This is a genomic window from Nonomuraea sp. NPDC049637, from assembly GCF_040675235.1.
In the GTDB taxonomy this organism is placed as follows: Bacteria; Actinomycetota; Actinomycetes; order Streptosporangiales; family Streptosporangiaceae; genus Nonomuraea.
The window spans coordinates 26,037-42,090 of sequence record NZ_JBFAOM010000031.1 but is presented as its reverse complement, the minus strand read 5'-3'; the positions used below and the strand labels follow the sequence as shown (position 1 = coordinate 42,090).

Below are 16,054 nucleotides of genomic sequence, written 5' to 3'. Positions count from 1 at the left end.
TCAGCCGGCCGACACCGCTCGCCAGAAGTACCCCATGACGTCGCGCATCACGTCGCTGAGGCGCAGCGCCTCGTCCGGGTCGTCGCCGGCGTCGAGCCCGGCCTGGATGAAGGCGACGGCCGACGCGCTCAGCCCCTCCGGCTCGCCGCCGTAGAAGGCCACCGCCTCCTCGGGCGCGCCGCTGCCGGGGCTGCGCAACCAGGCGCCCAGCTCGTCGGAGGTGTCGAAGTACGAGCGGACGTCCACCAGCGAGGCGGCGCCCAGGCCGGCCCGGTTCGCGTTGAGCGCGAGCCAGCTCAGGTAGGAGCCGTAGGCGTAGGCGGTGAATCCCTCCGCCCGGCCGTCGTCTCCGGTGCGCGGTTCTATGGGCAGGACGCGCGCGCAGTCCAGAAGTTTCGTCCGGGCGCGCGACGCCATTTCCTGCAGACGCAGGCAGTACACGTCCTCCGGCTGGCCGGCGAACCTGGACGCGGCCAGCGCGTAGGCGGCGAGTTCGGTGCGGTTCAGCCGCACCTCGAATTCCAGCAGCCGCCGCAGATCCGCCGGCGTGAACCGGTCCTCCCGCAATTTCGCGACGATCGGATTGTCGATCGGGTTTTCCGCCGTCCGCCGGCCGATCTCCTGCACGAGGGAGACGGCGTCGAGCCTGCGGTCGGTCTTCATATCGGTTTCTCCTTGTCTCGTCCGGCTATTTGGTGGATCGATTGAGAATGGCCAGCATTTGCCTTTCCAACGCGGGCGAGGGGGACAGCCCGATCTCTTTCGCGAAGGACACGCGGGCGAGCTGGTAGATCCCGAGCGCGTCGGCGGGACGGCCCGCGCGATGCAGCGCGACCATCAGCTGGGAATAGAGCCGTTCTTCGAGGGGGTTCTGCAGCACCAGCGCCTCGAGCTGGGGGATGATCTCGACGTGCCGGCCCAGGTCGAGGTTGATCTCCATGAGGCTGGCGGTGGTCAGCATCCGCCGGCTCTCCAGGAGCTGCGCGGCCTGGTCCCTGATCGGGCCGTGCGGCACGTCCTGCAGCGCCGGGCCGCGCCACAGCGCCAGCGCCTCGCGGAGGAGGGCGACTGCCCTGTCCGGGTCGGCCGACTTCACCGTGTTCGCCGCGGCGTCGAGCTCTTCGAAGCGCACGGCGTCGATCGCCTCGGCTGGAACCTGGAGACAATATCCGGGATAGCGGGTCTGCAGGGATATCGGCAGGCCGTGGCGTTCCCGCCAGGGCGTGATGGACATCCGCAGCCGGGACGCGTGCGCGTGGAGCGCGTTCGCCGCCTGCCTGGGCGGGTCGTCCCGCCACAACTCGGCGACCAGGTCCTCGACCGGGACGACGTCGCCGTGCCGGAGCAGCAGCACGGCGAACAGCGAGCGTTTTTTCGGGCCGGCAATCTGAATCCGGTCTTCATCGACCCTGACTTCCAATGGGCCCAGAATGTCAAATGAGATCATCATCGCCCGCATCGATTGTGCCGCGCCGCCACGCAGGTATTCCTGTAAATATTAACTTACCCACGTGAACCGCGCGGAGAATGTGTTTCCCGGGATGCTGTTGTGCTCTGATTCAGGTAGCCGGTTTCGCGCAGCCAGCCGATATAGAGGTCGAGCAGTGCGGCGTCCACGGGCGGGCAGGCGGCCGGCACGTCCGGGGCCGCCTCGGCCAGGTTCACGAGATCCGGCTCGGGCAGGGCGCCGGTGAGCTGCCGGGCCGCCACCGAGCCGTCGGGGGCCTCCTCGCCGGTGACCAGCGTGAGGTACCCGGCCAGCGGCGCGGCCGGGTCGGCGGCGCACAGACGTTCCATCTCCCGCACCCAGTCCTGCCGGGAGATGACCCGGACGGGGTAGCCGTGCCGGCGCAGCCGCTCGACCAGCAGCGGCAGGGCGGCGGGGCGCGGGTTCGCCAGATGGTAGACCCGGCCGCGCGCGGGCGTCCCGGTCAGCAGCACCACGACGGCCTGCGCCACGTAGTCCACGGGGACGAAGTCCAGCCGGAGCGGCACGTCCGGCGCGAGCCCGGTCTCGGCGATGGCCTTGATCACGGCGGCCATCATGGTGCCGGTGTTCCACACGCCCCGGTCCCGGCTGCCGGTGATCTCGTACGGCCGGTAGAGGGCGACCGGCAGCCCGCGCCCCGCGGCCGCGGCCCGCAGTGCCTCGGCCACCCATTTGGTCTCCGCGTACCCCTGCCGCAGCCGTTCCGGGCGCGGCAGCGGATCGTCCTCGCGCACGCGCCCGCCGGTGAGCGGCCCGTCCGCGGCGGCGAGCACGTCCACCGTGGACACGTGGTGGAACGGGCGGGCGCGCCCGCCGTGGGCGGCCAGGCGGATGAGCGAGCGCACGCCGCCGACGTTGGCGTCCTGGAGCCGGGCGTAGGGATAGACGAAGTTCACCCTGGCGGCGGCGTGCAGGACGGCGTCCGTGCGGCCGGCGAGCCCGTCGAACTCCGCCGCCGTGAGCCCCAGGCCGGGCCGGGCGAGGTCGCCGGGCACCGCGGTCACCCTCGTGCCGAGGTCCGCCGTGGGCAGGCCGTACCCGCGCAGGGCCGCGCCGATCCTGCGGAGCCCGTCCTCGGCGTCCGCCGCCCGTACGAGGCACGACAGGCGCAGGTCCGTGGCGTCGAGCAGCCGCCGGACCAGGAAGGCGCCCAGGAAGCCGGTCGCGCCGGTGACCAGGATCTCGCGAGGGGGCGCCGGGTCGGCCGGGCCGAAGCGGAGGCCGGGGTCGAGCCGGGCCTCCCGGGCGAAGTCCACGGCCGGTTCGCCTCCGCCGCCGTCGTCGGCCCCCCTGCGCAGGGCGGCGATGCGCGTGGCGAAGCCCTCCAGCGACGTCGAGTCCAGCAGCGCGCGGACCAGCGCGGGGCCGGGGAGGCCGCCCATGCCGGGGCGGGCGCGCAGCGCGGTGACGATCTGGACGGCCTGCAACGACGTGCCGCCGAGCTCGTAGAAGTCGTCGGCGCGGGATTCCACCGGCGTGCCGAGGACGGCCGCCCACACCTCGGCCGCGCACCGCTCGTCCTCGCCACGCGGCGGGTCGGCGGGACCGGCCGGCGGGTCGCCGGCTTCGGCCAGGGCGCGCGTGTCGACCTTGCCGCTGCTGTTCAGCGGCAGCTCGTCGGCGACCGCCACCCGGCCGGGGACCATGAACGCGGGCAACCGGTCCCGCAGGAACGCCCGCACCCGCAGCGCGAAGGACCGCCGGTCCCCCTCGCGCCGCGGCACCGCCCACGCCACCAGCGCCCGGTCCCCCCGCCCGGACTCCTGGACGGTCACGGCGGCCTCGCGCACCTCCGGATGGGCCGCCAGCTCCGACTCGACCTCGCCGATCTCCACCCGGTGGCCGCTGACCTTGACCTGCCGGTCCAGCCGGCCCAGGAACTCCAGCACGCCGTCCGGCCGCCAGACCGCCCGGTCGCCGGTCCGGTACATGCGCGCGTCCCCGCCGAGGAACGGGTCGGGCAGGAAACGTTCGGCCGTGCGCTCCTCGTCGCCCACGTAGCCGAGCGCCACGCCGTCGCCGCCGACGTACAGCTCCCCCTCCTCCTCGGGCTCGCACGGGCTGCCGTCCTCGCGCAGCACGTAGCAGGTGGAGTTGGCGATCGGCCGTCCGATGGGCACGCGTTCGGCGTCCGGCGGCAGTTCGGTCACCTCGTGGGCGGTGGAGAACGTGCCGTTCTCCGTGGGACCGTAGCCGTTGACCAGGTGCTCGGGCGGCCCGGCGGCCAGGACGCCGCGCACGCAGTCGGGGTTCAGCACGTCCCCGCCCGCCACCAGGTAGCGCAGCGAGGAGAACATGCCGGGGTCGGCGAAGCCGAGCTGGTGGAACAGGCCCGCGCTGAGCCACAGCACGGTCGCGCCGCGCTCGCGCAGCTCGCGGGCCAGGTCCGGCGGCGACAACAGCGCCTCGGGCTCGGGCACGACGAGGTGGGAGCCGTTCAGGTGCGCCCCGAAGATCTCGAAGCAGGACACGTCGAACGTCGGGTTCGTGGTGGCCAGGACGACGTCGCCGGGGCCGAACGCGGCGCAGTCGGTCCCCGTCGCCAGCCGGACGGGCCCGCGATGCGGTTCGGCGACCGCTTTCGGCACGCCGGTGGACCCGGAGGTGAAGATGACGTAGGCCGGATCGGTCGCCGAGGCCACCTTCGGCGGCAGCGGCCCGGCCTCGGGCACCGGCCCGTCCAGCAGCAGCACGTGCCGCGCGTCCGGCAACGGACGCCGGTGGGCGCGCGTCACGACGTGCTCGACGCCGAGCCGCCGGGTCAGCTCGCGCAGCCGGGCCACCGGGTCCTCGGGGTCGAGCGGGACGTACGCGCCGCCCGCCTTGAGCACGGCCCAGATCCCCACGACGGCCTCGGCCGACCGTTCCACGAGCAGGGCCACGGGCGTCCCCGCCCGCACGCCCTGCCGCCGCAGCACCCTGGCCAGCGCGTCCGCGCGGCCGGCCAGCTCCCGGTAGGTCAGCGTCCGGCCGCCGCCGGTCAGCGCGGGCGCGTCCGGGGTCCGGGCGGCCTGGGCGTCGAACAGCTCGGGCAGCACGGCGTCGCGCGGGTAGGGGCGGGCGGTGTCGTTCCATTCCTTCAGGCTCATGCGGGGTCCTCTCCAGCTCAGCCGGTGTGCGCGGCTGCCTTCCAGAAGCTGCCGATGTGCTCCTCCAGCTGCCGGGCGCGGGCGATCGCGGTGGCCTTGTCCTCGCCGTTGCGCAGGCCGTGCTCGACGACCTCCAGCGCCCGCCGTTCCAGCTCGTCGGACTGGCCGCCCTCGTAGTAGTCGACGAACTCCTGCGGCACGTCCAGCCCCTGCTTGCGGACCGCTTCGAGCAGGGCCTGGCAGCCGGGGAAGTAGACCGTCATGTCCGTGTGGAGGGCCAGCGCGTTGTCGGCCTGGCCGCCGTGCAGCGCCAGCCACGAGACCCAGCCGTTGAACGCCTGCGCGTCGGGCCCGGACGGCCACCGCCCCGCCGCGGCCGGGTCCATGCCCAGAGGGCGGACGCAGGCCAGCAGCTTGGGGTGCGCGTCGTACACCAGGCGGGCGACGTCCAGGTAGAGGCCGACGACCGGGCTGTCGGAGAAGCGGGCGATCACGGTGCCGTACGCGGCCAGCTCGGCGATGTGGCACTGCAGCTCGATCCCGACGAGCCGGCGCAGGTGCTCCAGGGTGAGCCCGCCGACCTCGGCCAGGTCCAGCAGGCGGTTGCCGACCGGAGAGCGGTCGCGCAGCCGTCGGAGCTCGGTGACGGCGGAGGTGGCCAGGGTGAGCTCTGTGGTGGCGGTCATGGTGAAACCTTTCTCTTGTGCGGACATGTCTGCGTTCCCCGAGGTCGTGACAAGGGCCTGACGCGGAGCTGACATCCGGCTGCCGCGCGTCCCCGGCCGCGCGTCCCTAGCCGAGCAGCGTGCGGACGATCAGCTCGGCGGCGAGGGCCTGCGCGCCGGCCTGGCGCAGGCGGGCCATCGTCCCCCGGAGCTGCGCGCCGTCCTCGCAGGCCACCCGCACGGTCAGGTCGAAGTCACCGACGACCACGTGCGCGTGCACCACGCCGCTCATCTCGCGCAACCTTCGCTCGTAGTCGCGCGTCGTCACGCCGGGGGCCAGGCGGACGTGCACGTCCGCCCGGACCGGGGCGGTCATGCCGGGCTCCTGCCGTGGCGTCCGGGCCGGCCCCTCACGTGCGGGCCGCCGCCGTCCAGAGCAGGGCCATGTACCTGTCGCACAGCCGGGCCGCGCGCAGGGCCTCGCCGGGGTCGTCGCCCCGGGCCAGGCCGTCGTCCACGACCGCCGCGGCGTCCTCGGTCAGCAGGGGGTCGGGGCTGTTGCCGTAGTAGGCCGTGAACTCCCCGGGCACCGTCACGCCGTGCTCGTCCAGCAGCCGCACCAGCTCGACGGCGCCGCCGTAGTAGACGCCGTCCGGGGCCGAGTACAGCGACAGTGCCATGGCCGCCTGGCTGCCGTGCAGGGCCAGCCAGGAGACGTACCCGCAGAAGGCGTGCGCGGCCAGGTCGTCGCCGAGGTCCGGCGGCTCGCCCAGCCGCTCGGCCACGACGGCGAGCGCGGCACGCGCCTCATCCACCAGCCCGGCCACCTTGAGCAGGAAACCGGCGGCCGGCGGGTGCGGGAACTGGGTGAGCAGCTCGCCGTAGGCCACGAGCTCGGCATGGTGGTAGGCGCGCTCGATCGCGACGAGGCGGCGCAGGTGGCCGACGGTGACCCGGCCGTCGGCGGCCAGGGCGAGCAGCGGGTTGGGCGGCGGCGACTGCGCCCGGGCCCGCGCCAGCTCCTTGATCAGCGTCTCGGCGGTCATTCCGCGGCGCCTTCCACGGGGTTTCTGAGGCCGCCCTTGTCGAGGAACTCGTGCGCCTGGGTCATCGTGGCCTGGCCGCTGTGGAAGAGGTTGTTGACCAGGGCGTGCCGGGCGCCGCCCGTCGTGAGCCCCTCGTACAGGTGCTCGACGGCGCCGGCGCCGCCCGAGGCGATGACGGGGACGCCCACCGCCGAGGCGATGGCCGGCGTCATCTCCAGGTCGTAGCCGTTGCCGGTGCCCTCCTGGTCGAGGCTGTTGGCCAGCAGGCGGCCGGCGCCCAGGTCGGCCAGCATCTTCGCCCAGACGACGGCGTCCAGGTCGGTCTCCTGCTCGCCGCCGCGGATGGCGACGTTCCAGCGGCCGTCGCCGGCGCGGGCGACGTTCATGACGCCCACCACGCGGCCGGATCCGTGCCGCTGCACGAGCGTGTGCAGGACCGAGGGGTGCTCCACCGAGGTGGTGCTCAGGCCGACCGCCGCCGCGCCCGCCGTCAGCAGGGCCTCGGCCGCCTCGATCGAGGGCATGTAGCCGTTGTCCACGGTGACCCAGAACGTGCCGCCCGTCCCGCTCAGCGCCTGGATCAGGGGCAGGAACGTCTCGTGCTCGGTCCATGGCTCCTGCACGTCCACGAAGATCGGCCCGGCGCCGTCGCGCAGGTAGACCGAGGCGATCTCGACGGCGTCGGCGGGGTCGGCCAGGCCGGGGATGCCCGAGGGGGGCGTCGCCCTGCCGCCGGCCACGTCGATGCACGGGATGATGAGGTCGTTCATGATGTCCTTTCCGTCATTCGGGTTGGGGGTTGCCGGCCGGCCCCGGGGCGGGGACGTCCGGTCGTCGTTCGGTGAGCAGCACCTTTCCCGCGCCGCCGGTCCGGGCGGTGTGCCGCACCGCCGCCCTGACCTCGGGCAGCGCGTACCGGCCGGCCACGTCCACGCCGGGCCAGCCGTCGGCGACGTCCGCGACCACCTCCTCGGTGAGGCGGGCGCGGTCGTGCGGCTCCAGCGCGGCGAGCCGTTCGGGCAGCCAGAACCCGCGCACGGTGAGGGAGGAGAAGATGACCTGGCGGGACGGCAGCGGGATCGGCTCGCCGGACAGCGCCCCGAACACGACGAGCCGGCCACCGGGACGCAGGCAGTCCAGCAGGCCGCGGCCCACCTGGCCGCCGACCGAGTCGATCGCGGCGGCCGCCCCGCCCGACGTGACGGCCAGCACCCGGTCCACCCACGGGCCGGCGGAGACGTCGATCACCGCGTCCGCCCCCAGCAGGCGCAGCTGCGTCACCTGTTCCGGCCGCCTGACCAGGTGCAGGCACCGGATCCGGCGTCTGGCCGCGTAGGCCAGGACCATCCGGCAGACGGCTGACGCGCCCGCCGACAGCAGCAGCCACCCGCCGGGCGGCACGTCGAGCTGGTCCACCAGCAGGCGCGCCGCGAAGGGGTTCACCGTGAGCTGGCAGGCGACCTCGTCGGGCATGGCGTCCGGGACCGGGATCAGCTCGGCGGGTGCGGCGCTGACGTAGTCCTGCCAGGTGCCGGTGGCGGCCACGGCGACCCGCGCGCCCTCGCGGTACGTGCCCGCCCGGTCGGCCCGCTCCACCACGCCCACGCCCTCGAAGCCCGCCGGTGCGGGGAACGTCGCCTCGCGTCCGTACTCTCCTCGCACGTACATCAGGTCGGAGGGGTTGATCGGCCGGGTGGTCATCCGTACGAGCAGGTCGTCCGGCCCTTTGACGGGGACGGGCACGTCGTCCACGGACAGGACGGCGGCGGGATCACCGTGATGGTGGAACCGCACGGCGCGCATGACATACCTCCTTGCCTCTGTCGGATTTGTCTCGGTCGGACTTGTCCCGGTCGGATCTGTCCCGGTCGGATCTGTCCCGGTCGGATCTGTCCCGGTCAGGCGGACAGGAGCTCCGCCAGGCGCGGCGAGCGCGGCGCGAGCCTGCGGGCGACGGCGACCGCCGACCGCACGGCCGACTCCTGGCTGGAGACCCACGTGGTGTACTGGCCGGCGAGGTGCAGCCCACCCCGTCCCTGCAGCGCGTCGAGGCGGCGCTGGGCCCGGACGGCCGCGGGCGTGATGAGCAGATGCCGGTAGTCCTCCCGCAGGACCACCTGCCTCGGCAGGCGGTCGCGGTGGGTGAGCTGGCTCTTGAAGACCTCGACGCCCCTGGACGGGCCGAACCAGTCGGTGCTCTCGCTCCAGCCGTCGTGCACCTCGAAGGCGCTGGTCGACCAGTGGGCGCGGCTCTCCGGCAGGTACGCGGGATCCAGGTGCAGCGCGTACGTCGTGTCCACCGGCTCGAAGCAGGCCAGGACGTCGCGGACCTCCTGGGTGCCCGCCAGCGGCCCGAGCAGCCGCACCGCCTCCCACGGCGGCACCGCGAGGACCAGCTCGTCCACGACGTGCCGCTCGCCGGCGGTGTCGAGGAGCTCGTAGCGCCCGTCCTCGCGGCGGACCTGCCGCACCCCGGCCGCGGTCCTGATCCTGGCGGCGGGGGCGCGCGCGGCCAGGGCCCAGGCCGTGCTCTCCAGCCCCGGGAGGAGCTGCTGCCATCTCGGCTCGCCCGCGGTGTTGACGTAGAAGGCGACGGCGGCGCGGGCCGAGAGGGCCATGGCCTGGTCGAGGCTGCAGCAGAACAGGAAGGCCGGGCGGGCGTACAACACGTCCCGCTTGATCTCCTGGCTCACCGGCAGGGGCTCGACCAGGTCGGCCAGCGGTCGTTCCCAGCTGACGTCCTCCTTGTCCCATTCGGTGGCCCGCTGGAGGAAGGCCCCGACCGCCTGCCAGGCCGCCCCCAGCCGCTCGTCCCGGGGCCAGGACGGCTCCGGGGTGTGCGGACTGACCAGCAGCGGCTCCCGCCGTCCCGCCTTCAGGACAGTGAGCGAGGCCGGCAGGTCCACGAACTGCTCGTCGCCGTACCCCAGCAGCTCCAGCAGCCTGCGATGCGTGGGGAACAGGTCCGGCGAGATGTCCTGGGCGCCTAGGTCGAGTGTCGCCTCGCCGCCGTCGGCGCGGACGCGGACCGACCGCATCGTGCCGCCGACGCGGTCGCGGGATTCGAGCACCACGGTCTCGCAACTGTCGGCCAGGAGCCAGGCGAGGGTGAGCCCCGACAGACCGGCTCCGACGATTCCGACGCGCATGTCATTTCACCTTGAGAAAGCTAGAGGGGACCTGCTCCGGTAGCGCGCCATTACCCGTCGCCCTGGAGATCGCACGGCGACTTCCGGGGAAATCGCCGGGCGTACGGCGGATGTCAGCGCGAATTCAGGGCCCTGTCAGGAATGCGTGGCAGCGAATTGTCCGGCAAGGCTGGCGCGACGAAGGAGGAATTCCCATGAACGGGCCGTCGAACAGAGCCCCCGTGGTGGTCGGCGCCGACGTGTCCGCGCCTTCGTCGGTCGCCCTGGAATGGGCGGCGGAGGACTCGATCCGCCGGAAAAGGCCGTTGCGGATCGTGCATGCCATGGATTTGGCCGGATATTTCGCGGGGCCTCCGGCGGCCAAGGCGTTCGCCGCTCCGATGATCGTCGAATCGGCGTACGAGATCGCCGTGGGGGTCGCCGCCGACGCGCTGGCCCGGGTCCGCGGCGGGGGGCGCCACCCGGCGGTGACGGCGCACGTCGCGCCCGGTGCGCCGGCGGCCGTCCTGCGCGACGCGGGGCGGGACGCCGTCGAGATCGTGATCGGCCACCGTCCCCGCAACGAGGTGATCGACCTGCTGTTCGGCTCGGTCGCCCTCGCGCTGGCCGCCAGGGCCGACGCGCCGGTGGTCGTGGCCAAGCGCGCGACGGCACGTCCGTACGACGACGTCGTGGTGTTCCTGGAGCCCGGGCCCGCGCCGGACGCCCTCCTCGGCTACGCCTTCCGGACCGCGTCCGCGCACGGCGTCCGGCTGCGCGTCCTGCGCGCCGGCTCGGCCGCCGGACCTTCGCTGGGCAGGTGGCGGCGGCTGCATCCGGAGGTCCGGGTGCACGAGCAGCGCTGCGACGGTGACGCCCGCTCCGCCCTCCTGGCGGCCTCGGTCGCGGCCCGCCTGCTCGTGGTGGAGGCCCGGCGTCCGATGGGGGTTCTGGCGTGGCGGCGGCCGTGGGGGCTGGCCCGGCTGATCCGGCGCTCGGCGTGTCCGGTGGCGATCGTCCCCGCCCCGTCGGACTCTGGGCGGCCCGGGCCGTCGCCGGCGGCGCCCTGAGTGGCCGTCCGCACCGCGGCGGCCGGCATCACGGCGCGGATGGGACGTGCGTTCACCCGCGTGTGGTGCCGTTCCGTGGGCCGGGGTGCCGGTCGGGTCAGTCCTGGTCCGCCCGCTCCGCCACGATGGCCTTGAGCTGTTCCACCGCGGTGATGACCCGGGGGAAGCCCGCGTAGGGCAGGCACTGGATGAACGTCTCGGCGATGTCGGAGACCGGGACGCCGACGTTCAGCGCGGAGTTGATGTTGGCCCGCATCGGCGCGCCGCCGATGCCCATCGCGGCCAGGGCGGCGAGCCGGACGAACTGCCGTTCGCGCAGCGACAACACGGATCTGCCGTAGATGTCGGCGAAGGCGAACTCGACCAGGAACCGTCCGAGATCGGGGGCGATGGTGGCGAACTCGTCGAGCATGCGTCCGCCGTCGGCAGGGTCGATCTCGTTCATCAGCTCCAGACCGCGCTGGTGGCGCGGGTCCTGAGGTCGGTCGCTCATGGCGGGCTCCTGGGCGCGTGAGTGTGGTGCCGGTCAGGGGTCGATGACGGTGCGGGCGGCGTAGATCTCGGGGAAGAGCGGCCGGTCGACCAGGGAGGCCAGGTACGGCACGCCGCGGGAGCCGCCGGTTCCCGGCTTGTCGCCGATGACGCGCCGCACGGTGCGCATGTGGCGGAACCGCCACATCTGATGCCGCTCCTCCAGCTCCACCAGGCGTTCGGCCATCTCGTACTCGGCGGCGTAGGCCCGCTGGTCCTCGTAGACGCGGCGGAGCACGGCGACGATTTCCTGGTCGGGCTCCTCGTGACAGCTGTGGGTGCGGTCGAGGTGGCGGGCGGGGACAGGATGCCCTGCCCGGTGCAGGAACCGGATGAACTCGTCGTACACCGTCGGCTGCGCGATCGCCGCGCGCAGCGCGTCCTGCCGGACGGACCCGTCGTATTCCTCGACCAGTTCGGGGCGCTTGTCGCCGAGCCGGTACTCCAGCATCCGGAGCTGGACGGACTGGAAACCGGTGGCGCCCCCGAGCACTGGGCGAAACTCGGCGAAACGGTCAGGTTTCAGGGTGGCGATGACCGACCATTGCTCGATGAGCTGCCGCTGGATCACGAAGATCCGGTCGAGGGAGCGGAACGCCGACCGGAGCCGGTCGTGCCGGAGTTCCCGGATCGCGGCGTCGAGCTCGTGCAGGATCAGCTTCACCCACAGCTCGGTCGTCTGGTGCTGAACGATGAACAGCAGTTCGTCGTGGTGCGGCGGCTCCGAGATCGGGCGCTGGGCGCCGAGCAGCCGGTCCAGGCAGAGGTAGTTCTCGTAGGTCAGGCCGGCGGGCGCGGTGGCGCTCCGGCGACGTCTCAGCATGACCGCTCCCAGTTCATCCCGGCCTCCGCCAGCCGGTGCAGCGCGGTCTCGACGCTGCTCATCGGCGGGCCGAGGAACATCCGCACGTAGGGGACGGCCATGGCCTGTCCCTCCTCGGGCGCCGCCTGCGGGGTCATGGTGCCGGCGCCCAGCAGCACGCCGGCGCGGCGCAGGCAGTCGCGGCGGAACCGGGTGACGCCGTCGCGCGCGTCCGCCGCGTACGACGGCGGCACCCGGAACAGGAAGTAGCTGGTGCAGTTTCCCGGGCAGAGCGCTTCGGCGGGACAGCCGAGCTCCTGCCGGAGGAAGCCGGCCGCCCACGTCCGCTTGTCGGCGCATCCTTGCCGGAACGCCCGCAGGTACTGCTCGGACTCGCCGCCGTCCAGCCACCTCGCCATGGCGTTCTGCAACGGCACCGCGGCGGTGAAGGAGCGCTGGAGCTGGAAGTCGTTGACGAGCCGGTCCAGGATCGGCGGCGGCGCGACGCTGACCCCGATGCCCCAGCCGTTGCAGTTGAACTGTTTGCCCAGGGAGCGCACGGCCAGCCAGCGGACGGGCCGGTCCCCGGCGCCTGGACGGGCGAGCCGTTCGGCGAGCAGCCGCAGGGCGCTGGTGGGCGCGGTGCCCGGATCGGTGACCCCGTAGTAGGCGTCGTCGATGAGCAGGTTCGCCCGCGCCTCGACGGTCAGGCGCACCATGTCGGCGACGAGGTTCTCGTCCCAGTTGACGCCGGTGGGATTGTGCTGGGCGTTGATGACGACGATGACCCCGCGCGGATCGCCCGCCCGTGCCAGCGCCTCGCGCAGCGCCTCCGGTGCGGGCTGGAAGCCCTGCGAGGGTGCCAGCGGCAGGTAGGTCATCCGGAAACCCAGCCCGGCGAACACGCCCCGGTAGTCCCAGCCGGGCGCGGGGGCGATGACGGTGGGGGACGCGCTGCGCGGCAGGTCCGCCAGGATCAGCCGCCCGTAGTCGAACATGGCGTTCCTGGTCCCCGAGCAGGTGACGGCGACCTCGAAGCCGGCGCCCGCGGTGAAGCCGGCGGGCAGGGCGTGGGTCCGGGCGACGTAACCGCGCAGCAGGCGTTGCAGCGCGGGCAGGCCGTACTGGGAGATGACGTATCCGTGCGCGTACGACGGCAGCCCGCTGCCGAGCAGACGGGCCAGCCCCTCAGGCGCCTCCGACCACGTCTCCCCCAGGCTGAGGTATATCGGGTCGCCGGACGGCGCGCCGGCGTCCAGGTATTCCGCCACCCATTCGGCGTCCTTGAAATGACCGCGCAGCCAGGAATCCTCGGTCACCTCGTCGAGAACGGTTCCCATGTCAACTCCGCCGTCCGGTGATTCCGGTCGGTCGGCACGATTACCCGGCATTTTCCCGCCTTAACAACAGACTTTTCGCGGCTTTTATCACACCGGCCGCAAAAGCCTCCTGAGTGTCCGGCGAACTCGCGTTCCAGACCTCTGACGGGCCGGACATTCCGTCCCGCCGGGAGGTGTTACGTTGGTTCGTGGCCGGCTCGCGCGGCGCCTCCGAAAGGTGAACGCTCATGTGTGACGACGTGGCCGCCTGGAGTTCGAGGGCGGCCGTCAACGCAATCCGGGACAGGCGCATATCCGTTTCCGAATACGCGCGATGTCTGCTCGGGCGATGCGCGGAGGAGTCGCTCGGCGCGTTCGTCTCGTGCGACGAGGGCGCCGTCCTCGACGCCGCCGCGCAGGCCGACAGGGCGGACCGGCGCGGCCCCCTGCACGGCGTCCTCATCGCGGTCAAGGACAACGTCGACGTCGCCGGCCATCCCACCACCGCAGGAACGCCGGCGCTGCGCGCCCATCGTCCCGGGCGGGACGCCGAGATCTGGCGGCGGCTGCGCGCCGCCGGCGCACTGGCGCTCGGCAAGACCAACATGCACGAGCTGGCCGTCGGCATCACCGGCAACAATCCCGGCTTCGGCCCCGTCCGCAACCCGTGGGCCGCCGATCGCTTCGCCGGAGGCAGCAGCAGCGGCAGCGCCGCCGCCGTGGCCGCCTTCCTGGCTCCGGCCGGTCTCGGCACCGACACCGGCGGTTCCGTGCGGATCCCGGCGGCCCTGTGCGCCGTGTTCGGCTACCGTCCGTCCGCCGGCCGGTATCCGCAGCGCGGCCTGCTCCTGCTCTCCCGCACCAGGGACACCGCCGGCTTCCTGACCCGTACCATGCGCGACATCGTGCTGCTCGACTCCGTCGTGGCCGCGCCCGGCCCCGCCCCCGAACCGGTGCGCTGGGCGGGGCTGCGGCTGGGCGTGCCCCGCCGGCCGTTCTGGGAAGGGCTGGAGCCGTCGCTGGCCGCGGTGGCCGAACGCCGCCTGGAGGAGCTGAGCGCGGCCGGCGCCGTGCTGGTCGAGGCCGCGCTTCCGGCGGGCGCCGGCGCGTCGCTCGCGCGCGACGCCATGACGGTGGCCCTGTACGAGGCGGCCTGGGAGATCCCCTACTACCTGGCCCAGACGTCGCCCGCGCCCACCCTCGACCAGTTGCTCGCCCAGATCGCCTCGCCCGGCGTGCGGGCGGCGATGAACGACGCCCTGGGCCCGGCGCGCGTGCCGGCCGCCGACTACCGGGCGGCGTGCGAGAACCTCTCCCGTCTGGCCGGCGCCCTGTCGGACCACCAGCGCGCCCACCGGCTGTCCGCCCTCGTCTACCCCACCACTCCGCTGCCTGCCCAGCCGTTCGCCTGCGAGGAGTCCGTGGTGATCGACGGCCGGGAACATCCCACCTTCCCCACCTTCATCCGGAACACCGACTGGGCCGGCGTCCTCGGCCTGCCCGCGCTGAGCCTGCCCGCCGGCCTGACCGCCGACGGGCTTCCCGTCGGGCTCGAACTGTGCGCGCCGGCCGGCGCCGACGCCCATCTGCTCCAGATGGGATGCGCCTACGAGGAGATCTGGCCGCCGCCCGCCCTGGAGCCGGCCACCGCCCACCGTCCCGAGCTCCCGCCCAAGGTCCCGGGCCGATGACCGGCCCCGGCGAGCCGCACCTCCTCGTCACCGCCGCGCAGGGCTGGGACGGCCTGCGCGACGACTGTCTTCGCCCCTTCGAGGTGCTCATGCGCGGTGACCTGATCGTCGAGACCGGCACGCGCGTGGAGCGTCCGCGCGGGACCCGCGTCCTGGAGGCGTCCGGGACGGTGCTGCCCGGCCTCATCGACTGTCACGTGCACGTGGCCTCCGGTGACGGCACGGGCGGCCGGCCCGCCTCCCGCCAGGCCCTCGACGCGCTGCCCGCGTTACGGACCCTGCTGTCCCACGGCTTCACCACCGTCCGCGACCTGGGCTGCCCCGCCGCGGACCCGGTGACGGTGGAACTGGCCCGCGCCGTGGACGCCGGCCTGATCGAGGGGCCGCGCATGCTCGTGGCCCCCCACATCATCTCCGCCCGCGGCGGCCACGGCGATCCCCGCTCCACCCTGCAGCCGCCCTACGGAGGCCGCGCGGCGGCGGTCGCGGACGGGGTGGACGAGATCGTCCGCCAGGTCAGGATCGAGCGCCAGCTGGGCGCCCACTGGATCAAGTTCGCCGCGACCGGCGGCTTCGTCAGCCCCGCGGACGCGGCGGACACCGTCGCCTACACCCAGGAGGAGATGACCGCCCTGGTGGCGGCGGCTCGTGACCTGAACCTGCCCACCGCCGCGCACGCGCACTTCGACGAGGGCGTCCGCCGGGCCGTGCGCGCGGGCGTCCGCAGCGTGGAACACGGCACCTTCGCCACCGACGAGACCCTGCGCGTCATGGCGGAACACCGGACGACTCTCGTGCCCACCCGATGGGCCTGCCACGTCTACATCGACCATCTCGACGACGCGCGGTTCTGGGCGGGCCAGCCGGCGGGCGCGAGGGACAAGGTGGCGCCGGTGGCCGACGACATCCTGCGGAACGCACGCCGCCTGCTGTCGGGGCAGGTCCCCGTCGCCTTCGGCACGGACGCGGGTACCGTGCCGTTCGAGGACAGCTGGCGGGAGTTCGTGGTGCTGGTGTCTGAGGGGATGACGCCCCTGGCCGTGCTCCGGGCCGCCACCTCGCAGGCCGCGCGGCTGCTCGGCCGGGCCGACCTGGGTGTCCTGCGGCCCGGTGCGCGCGGGGATCTCGTCGTCGTCGCGGGAGATCCGTTCGCCGACATCGAGACGATCGGTGAGGTCGCCCACGTCGTCCGGGGAGGGCGGGTGCGCACATGAGGATGCCACT

At 73.5% G+C, this 16,054-nt stretch carries 15 protein-coding genes and 1 pseudogene; 4 read left to right on the top strand and 12 right to left on the bottom strand.

Annotated features, from left to right (window positions below; translation table 11 throughout):
- From AB0J71_RS33800 to AB0J71_RS33765, 8 genes are all read right to left on the bottom strand, one after another.
- On the bottom strand, positions 1-663 hold the full coding sequence (locus AB0J71_RS33800) for a hypothetical protein (RefSeq protein WP_352324692.1): 663 nt from the start codon (positions 661-663) through the stop codon (positions 1-3).
- Positions 664-688: 25 nt separating this feature from the next.
- A complete protein-coding gene (locus tag AB0J71_RS33795) occupies positions 689-1,420 on the bottom strand; it encodes a BTAD domain-containing putative transcriptional regulator (protein ID WP_364417947.1) in 732 nt (243 codons plus the stop codon).
- Between the two features lie 83 nt (positions 1,421-1,503).
- The gene (locus AB0J71_RS33790; protein ID WP_364417944.1) at positions 1,504-4,578 is read right to left on the bottom strand and encodes an amino acid adenylation domain-containing protein; all 3,075 of its coding nucleotides are present in this window, start codon (positions 4,576-4,578) and stop codon (positions 1,504-1,506) included.
- 17 nt (positions 4,579-4,595) lie between these two features.
- Positions 4,596-5,264: a hypothetical protein gene (locus tag AB0J71_RS33785; RefSeq protein ID WP_364417942.1), complete on the bottom strand. Its 669-nt coding sequence runs from the start codon at positions 5,262-5,264 to the stop codon at positions 4,596-4,598.
- A 106-nt stretch (positions 5,265-5,370) separates the two neighbouring features.
- On the bottom strand, positions 5,371-5,619 hold the full coding sequence (locus AB0J71_RS33780; protein ID WP_352324697.1) for an Lrp/AsnC ligand binding domain-containing protein: 249 nt from the start codon (positions 5,617-5,619) through the stop codon (positions 5,371-5,373).
- 34 nt (positions 5,620-5,653) lie between these two features.
- Positions 5,654-6,289 (bottom strand): hypothetical protein, encoded by a 636-nt coding sequence (locus AB0J71_RS33775; protein WP_352324698.1) that lies wholly within the window; start codon positions 6,287-6,289, stop codon positions 5,654-5,656.
- Positions 6,286-7,059 (bottom strand): HisA/HisF-related TIM barrel protein, encoded by a 774-nt coding sequence (locus AB0J71_RS33770; RefSeq protein ID WP_352324699.1) that lies wholly within the window; start codon positions 7,057-7,059, stop codon positions 6,286-6,288. The genes AB0J71_RS33775 and AB0J71_RS33770 overlap by 4 nt, the downstream gene beginning before the upstream one ends.
- Before the next feature lie 13 nt (positions 7,060-7,072).
- Entirely contained in the window at positions 7,073-8,092 is a 1,020-nt protein-coding gene (locus AB0J71_RS33765; RefSeq protein WP_364417940.1) for a zinc-dependent alcohol dehydrogenase family protein, read from the bottom strand.
- A gap of 11 nt (positions 8,093-8,103) precedes the next feature.
- On the opposite strand from AB0J71_RS33765, the pseudogene AB0J71_RS33760 reads away from it, so the two are divergent.
- Positions 8,104-8,175, top strand: a pseudogene (locus tag AB0J71_RS33760) (pentapeptide repeat-containing protein); the annotation flags it as partial.
- Between the two features lie 12 nt (positions 8,176-8,187).
- Here the strand turns inward: AB0J71_RS33760 and AB0J71_RS33755 are convergent.
- Positions 8,188-9,438 carry an FAD-dependent oxidoreductase gene (locus AB0J71_RS33755; protein ID WP_364417938.1) on the bottom strand — a complete coding sequence of 417 codons (1,251 nt, stop codon included), beginning with the start codon at positions 9,436-9,438 and terminating at the stop codon, positions 8,188-8,190.
- Between the two features lie 194 nt (positions 9,439-9,632).
- Here AB0J71_RS33755 and AB0J71_RS33750 point away from each other — a divergent pair, with 194 nt between their 5' ends.
- Entirely contained in the window at positions 9,633-10,487 is an 855-nt protein-coding gene (locus AB0J71_RS33750) for a universal stress protein (RefSeq protein WP_364417936.1), read from the top strand.
- A 97-nt stretch (positions 10,488-10,584) separates the two neighbouring features.
- Here the strand turns inward: AB0J71_RS33750 and AB0J71_RS33745 are convergent, their stop codons facing one another.
- From AB0J71_RS33745 to AB0J71_RS33735, 3 genes are read right to left on the bottom strand one after another with little or no spacing between them, the layout of a single operon-like run.
- Positions 10,585-10,980, bottom strand: a complete 396-nt coding sequence (locus AB0J71_RS33745) for a carboxymuconolactone decarboxylase family protein (RefSeq protein ID WP_364417934.1) — start codon at positions 10,978-10,980, stop codon at positions 10,585-10,587.
- A 33-nt stretch (positions 10,981-11,013) separates the two neighbouring features.
- Positions 11,014-11,841, bottom strand: a complete 828-nt coding sequence (locus AB0J71_RS33740; RefSeq protein ID WP_364417932.1) for a tryptophan 2,3-dioxygenase family protein — start codon at positions 11,839-11,841, stop codon at positions 11,014-11,016.
- Complete coding sequence (locus AB0J71_RS33735) at positions 11,835-13,160, bottom strand: aminotransferase class I/II-fold pyridoxal phosphate-dependent enzyme (protein WP_352324706.1); 1,326 nt, start codon at positions 13,158-13,160, stop codon at positions 11,835-11,837. The genes AB0J71_RS33740 and AB0J71_RS33735 overlap by 7 nt, the downstream gene beginning before the upstream one ends.
- Before the next feature lie 227 nt (positions 13,161-13,387).
- Here AB0J71_RS33735 and AB0J71_RS33730 point away from each other — a divergent pair, with 227 nt between their 5' ends.
- Both AB0J71_RS33730 and AB0J71_RS33725 read left to right on the top strand, forming a co-directional pair.
- Positions 13,388-14,830 carry an amidase family protein gene (locus tag AB0J71_RS33730; protein ID WP_364417930.1) on the top strand — a complete coding sequence of 481 codons (1,443 nt, stop codon included), beginning with the start codon at positions 13,388-13,390 and terminating at the stop codon, positions 14,828-14,830.
- The gene (locus AB0J71_RS33725) at positions 14,827-16,044 is read left to right on the top strand and encodes an amidohydrolase family protein (RefSeq protein WP_352324708.1); all 1,218 of its coding nucleotides are present in this window, start codon (positions 14,827-14,829) and stop codon (positions 16,042-16,044) included. Before AB0J71_RS33730 ends, AB0J71_RS33725 begins: the two co-directional genes overlap by 4 nt.
- Positions 16,045-16,054 lie beyond the last annotated feature (10 nt).